At 74.6% G+C, this 5,530-nt stretch carries 4 protein-coding genes; 2 read left to right on the forward strand and 2 right to left on the reverse strand.

Translation table 11 applies throughout. The annotated features are described in order from the left end of the window. The coding region (locus HUX53_RS10785; RefSeq protein WP_176403022.1) for an MFS transporter at window positions 1-819 on the reverse strand (819 nt) is incomplete at its 3' end. A 155-nt stretch (window positions 820-974) separates the two neighbouring features. Further along, window positions 975-4,064, reverse strand: a complete 3,090-nt coding sequence (locus tag HUX53_RS10790) for a BTAD domain-containing putative transcriptional regulator (RefSeq protein ID WP_176403023.1) — start codon at window positions 4,062-4,064, stop codon at window positions 975-977. Between the two features lie 50 nt (window positions 4,065-4,114). Between HUX53_RS10790 and HUX53_RS10795 the strand changes: the two genes are divergently transcribed. Then, on the forward strand, window positions 4,115-4,561 hold the full coding sequence (locus HUX53_RS10795; protein ID WP_176403024.1) for a limonene-1,2-epoxide hydrolase family protein: 447 nt from the start codon (window positions 4,115-4,117) through the stop codon (window positions 4,559-4,561). A 94-nt stretch (window positions 4,562-4,655) separates the two neighbouring features. After that, window positions 4,656-5,530: serine/threonine-protein kinase (locus HUX53_RS10800; RefSeq protein WP_176403025.1), on the forward strand; the 875-nt coding region annotated here is incomplete at its 3' end.

A 5,530-nucleotide genomic window follows, 5' to 3' on the forward strand; every position in this document is an offset into this window, starting at 1 on the left:
AGATGGGTATAAGCGACAGGACCCGGCGAACGCGGCGCGGCGGAACAGCCGCAGGTCGATCAGCGGCTCGGCCACCCGGCCCTGCCGGACCACGAACGCGGCCAGCGCCGCCAGGCCTACCGCCAGGGAGAGGTAGATCCGCGTCTCGTCCAGGCCGTGCGCGGCGGCCTCCTTGATCGCGTACACCACGCCGAGCACACCGAGGACCGACAGCGGGACGCTCGGCAGGTCCAGCCGGCCGGGGGCGGGGTTGCGCGACTCCGGCAGCACGATCGCGCCGGCGACCAGGACCACGGCCATGATCGGCACGTTGATCATGAAGACGGAACCCCACCAGAAGTGGTCCAGCAGCGCGCCCGCGAGGACCGGGCCGAGGCCGACGGCGAGACCTGCGACGCCGCTGAACGCGCCGATCGCCGCCGTCCGCTCCTTCGGCTCGGGGAACGCCCGGCGGATCAGCGACAGCCCGGACGGCATCAGCGTCGCCCCCGCCACGCCGAGCAGCGCGCGGGCCGCGATCAGCAGCTCGGCGCTCGGCGCGTACGCGGTCACGGCGGACGCGGCGGCGAACACCGCCGCGCCGATCAGCAGCAGCCGCCTGTGCCCGATCCGGTCGCCGATACCGCCCATGGTGATCAGCAGCCCGGCGAGCGTGAACCCGTAGACGTCGGCGATCCACAGGATCTGCGTGGCCGAGGGGTCCAGGTCCGCGCTCAGGTGCGGGATGGCCTGGTTCAGCGCGGTCAGATCGATGTTCGGGACGAGCGCGCCCAGCAGGCAGACCGCGAACGTGCCCCATTTGCGAGCCGAAGTGTTCATGCCCGCAACGCTCGCGGGCGCCGCTGACCGTCCCCGCACCGTCCGCTGACAGCGCGGGCCGACCGCCGTCAGTGCCGGGTGCGTTCACTTGCGGCGTGTTGTGGTTATGCGGCCGCCAATGACCACAACACGCCGCAAGTGAACGAGTCACCGCTCTAGCGGTCGGTCAGCAGGGCGCGTGCCTGGTCGCGGGGGAGTGCGGCGCCCTCGGCGAAGGCCCGCTCGTAGGCTTCCTCGCCGAGCAGGCGGCGGGTGTTCGCCGCCACCCGCTCGGCATCCGCGTCGCCGGCGACCTGGATGCCGCGCAGTGCCTTCGCGATGCCGAGCAGCAGTGCCGCGCGTTCCCCGTCCCCCTCCGCGGCCGCCACACCGGCCAGCGCGGTCGCCGCGGACGTCTGATAGAGGAACAGCGGGTGGTCGAACGACCCGTCCAGCGCATCGTGGAGAAGCTCGCGGGCCCGTTCGGTGTCGTCCTCGTCGATCGCCAGCCAGGCCAGCCCGATCAGCACCGGCCCCCGCGTCGCGACGGCGATGAACCGCTCGGACGTGTAGCCGGTCAGCGCCGTCTCGTACAGCCGCCGAGCCTGCGCAGCGTCCCCGCGCAGCCGCGCCACGTTGCCGAGCCCCTGGTACCCGGCGGCGATCTTGTCGGGGGCGCCCGCCCGCCGCGCCAGCTCGATGCCGCGCTCGAACCCGGCACGCGCCGCCTCCGGCGTCCCGCCGCGGATGAGCATGTGCGCCCGCTGGTACAGCAGGTCGGCGGTGTCCTCCAGCGCGCCGAGCTGCTCGACGAGCTCCAGCGCCTCGTCCAGCAGCGCGAGCGCCCGCGCGTGGTCGCCGCGCCAGCCGGCCACCTGGGAGAGGATGTCGAGCGAATTGGCGGTGCCCCACCGGTCGCCGCAGGCCCGGAATCCCCGTAGTGCCTCGTCGCAGGCCAGCTCCGTCGCGGCCCCGTCCCCGGCGAACTGGGCGACGAACCCATCGCTCATCCGGACCAGAGCGCGCGTCCACGGATCGTCCCCGACCTGCTTGACGAACACCGCGTTGTCGGTGCGGCCGGGCCCGGCGGTGAGCGCCCACAGGACGATCGCGACCGGATACCGCACCGGACGGTCGATGCCGCGCAGGATGTCCGCGGCGCGGTCGAGCCACGCGACTGCCCGCTCACCCGTGACGCCGCCCGACACCGCGTTCGTCACGCACAGGACGTACTCCTCGTCGAGGCCCTCCGGCGGGTCGGCGCCGACCGTGTCCATCAGCTCGGCCGCCAGCGCCGCGCCCTCCACGCGTCCGCGCAGCCACCAGTACCACGACAGGTACGCGATCATCCGGAGCGCGGACGCCGGGTCGGCCCGGACCGACCACCGCAGCGCCGCGTGCAGGTTCCCGTGGTCGGCGGCGAGCAGGTCGAGCCAGTCCAGCTGCTCGGCGCCGCGCAGGTGGGGGTCGGCGCGGCGGGCCAGGTCGGCGAAGTACTCCGCGTGCGCCCGCCCGAACCTCTCCTGCTCGCCCGCCTCGGCGAGCCGCTCGGCGCAGAACGCCCGCACCGTGTCGAGCATCCGGTACCGGGTGCCGTCGCTCTGCACGAGCGACTTGTCGGCCAGCTCGATCAGCAGCTCGTCGGCGTCGTCCAGGTCGCAGACGCCCAGGGCCGCGTCCAGCGTGAGGCCGCCGGAGAACACCGTCAGCCGCCGGGCGAGGGTCTGCTCCGCCTCGTCCAGCAGGTCCCAGCTCCACTCGACGACCGCGCGCAGCGTCTGGTGGCGCGGCGCCGCCGCCCGGTTCCCGCGCGACAGCAGCCGGAACCGGTCGTCCAGCCGTGTCGCGACCTCGGTGACCGGCAGCGACCGCAGCCGCGCCGCCGCCAGCTCGATCGCCAGCGGCAGGCCGTCCAGCGCCCGGCAGATCCGCAGGACGGCCCCGACGTTGCCCTCGTCCACCGCGAATCCGGGACGGACGGCCTCGGCCCGGTCCAGGAACAGCCGCACCGCCGGATACCCCTGGGTCTCCGCGGCCGGCGTGCCGTCCGGCGGCAGCTCCAGCGGCGGCAGCGGCCGCAGCGCCTCGCCGGTGATCGCGAGCGCCTCCCGGCTCGTCGCCAGCACCCGCAGCTCCGGGCACGCGCTCAGCAGCCGGTGCGTGAGCCCGGCGACGGCCGCCACGACGTGCTCGCAGTTGTCCAGAACGAGCAGCATCCGCCGCCCGTCCAGCGCCGTGACCAGGCGTTCCATCGCGTCCGGTGACGGCTCGCCCGGCGCGGGCCGCATGCCGCCCTCGCGCAGCCCGAGCGCGCCGAGCAGCACCTTCGGCACCTCGTCGGCGACGGCGGGCGCCAGGTCGACGAAGCAGACCTCGCCGTCCTCCCGCCCCGCCGCCTCGATCGCCAGCCGCGTCTTGCCCGCGCCGCCGGGCCCGAGCAGCGTGACGAGCCGCCCGCCCGCCAGCATCTTCCGGACGCGCCGCAGCTCCTCCTCGCGGCCGACGAAACTGGTGAGCTGCGCGGGCAGATTCGGCCGGACCCTTTCGGGTCCCGTCTCGCCGCGGAGAATGCTCAGGTGCACGTCGGCGAGCTCTTTCGACGGGTCGGCGCCCAGCTCGTCGGCCAGCACCCGCCGCCCGTCCTCGAACACGGAGAGGGCTTCCGCCTGCCGCCCGCTCGCGTGCAGCGCCCGCATCAGCAGCGCCCGCGCCCGCTCCCGCAGCGGCTGCGCGTCCACGAGGTCGCGCAGCGGCGCCACCACGGACTCGGGATCGCCGCTCCGGATCCGCGCCTCGCCCAATCCCTCGACGGCAGCGGCCCGCTCCTCCTCCGGCCGCGCCGCCGGCGCCGCAGCGAGCGGCGCGCGCACATCGGCCAGCGCGGCGCCGCGCCACAGGCCGAGCGCCTCCTCGAACAATTCGGCCGCCGCGTCGCCGGCCTGCCGCGCCTCCGCGGCGAGCCGCTCGAACCGGTGCGCGTCGACATCGCCGCGCTCGACATTGAGCCGGTACCCGGCGGGCAGGCCCTCGACCAGCGCCGCGTCCCCAAGGCTCCTGCGCAGCCGCGACACCTGCGACTGCAGCGCGTTCGCCGCGCCGCTCGGCGGATCCTCCCCGTAGAGCCCGTCGATGAGCCGCTCGGTCGGGACGAGTCGTCCGGCGTCCAGCAGGAGTATCGCCAGCAGCGCCCGCACCAGGGGCCCGCCCACCGGCAGGACGTCCCCGCCGCGCCGGACCTCGACCGCTCCCAGTATGCCGAACCGCATGCCCGGATTCTCCCGCACTACGGTGGTGTTCCCGACCTCGGAGTAGCGCCATGACCGAGATCCAGACCGTCACCGACTTCCTCTCCGCGCTCGAAGACCTCGACATCGACCGCGCCCTGACCTACGCCGCGCCAGGGATCGTCTACCAGAACGTGCCGCTGCCGCCCGCCCGCGGCCTCCCCGCCGTCGAGAAGACCCTGCGCGGCATGGCCCGCTACGGCACCGGTTTCGAGGCCCGCATCCACAACATCGCCGCTAACGGCCCGGCCGTCCTCACCGAACGCACCGACGTCCTGGAGCGGGGCTCCTGGCGCGCCGAGTTCTGGGTCTGCGGCACCTTCGAAGTGCACGACGACCGCATCACCCTCTGGCGCGACTACTTCGACTGGACGACCTTCCTCGCCGCGTCCGCCAAGGGCCTCGCCGGCGCCGTCATGTCCGCCCTCGGCCCCCGCGGTGCGCGGCCGGGCGCCGGCCGGGGACCGGCGGCCGGATAAGGACGCTCCGCCCGTCCCGCCACCGGTATGGTGCATGTTTCGACAACCTGGACGGGACTGCCGACATCAGTCCGGGGGCCGGAAATGGGGGGCGATGGAACCGCTGCGTCCGGACGATCCGCAGGCGATCGGCCGCTACCGGCTGGCCGGACGGCTCGGCTCCGGCGGAATGGGCGAGGTGTTCCTCGGCTACTCCCCGGGCGGCCGCGCGGTCGCGGTGAAGGTCATCCGCGCCGGGCTCGCCGCCGACGCGCAGTTCCGCGACCGCTTCGCCCGCGAGGCGGAGGCCGCCCGCAGGGTCGGCGGCTTCCACACCGCCCAGGTCGTCGAGATCAACCTGGCCGCCGACCCGCCGTGGCTCGTCACCGCCTACGTGCCGGGACCGTCCCTCGCCGCAGTCGTCGCCGAGCACGGCGCCCTGCCCGAACTGTCCCTGCGCGTCCTCGGCGCGGGCCTCGCCGAGGCGCTGGAGGCGATCCACGCCGCGGGCCTGGTGCACCGCGACCTGAAACCGTCCAACATCCTGCTCGCCTCCGACGGGCCCCGCGTCATCGACTTCGGCATCGCCCGTGCGCTGGAGGGGACGGCGATCACGGTGCCGGGCGGCTCCCTCGGCACGCCCGGATTCATGGCGCCGGAGCACATCCGCGGCGGCATCGTCGGCCCACCGGCCGACGTCTTCGCGCTGGGCGCGGTCCTATGCGACGCGGCCGGCCTTCGCCCGTTCGGCGACGCGGGCCCCGCGCACACCCTGATGTACCGGATCGTCCACGAGGAACCCGACCTGACCGGCCTGCCGGACGGGCTGCGCGACCTCGTGGCCGCCTGCCTGGCGAAGGACCCCGCCGCCCGTCCCACACCCGCCCAGATCCTGACGTGGATGGGCTTGGACGGCGCTGCGGGCCCGATCGGCGAGTGGCTGCCCGCCCAGGCGACCCAAATGGTCGACCGCTACCAGTCGGACAACCT

It is taken from the genome of Actinomadura sp. BRA 177, from assembly GCF_013372625.1.
In the GTDB taxonomy this organism is placed as follows: domain Bacteria; phylum Actinomycetota; class Actinomycetes; order Streptosporangiales; family Streptosporangiaceae; genus Spirillospora.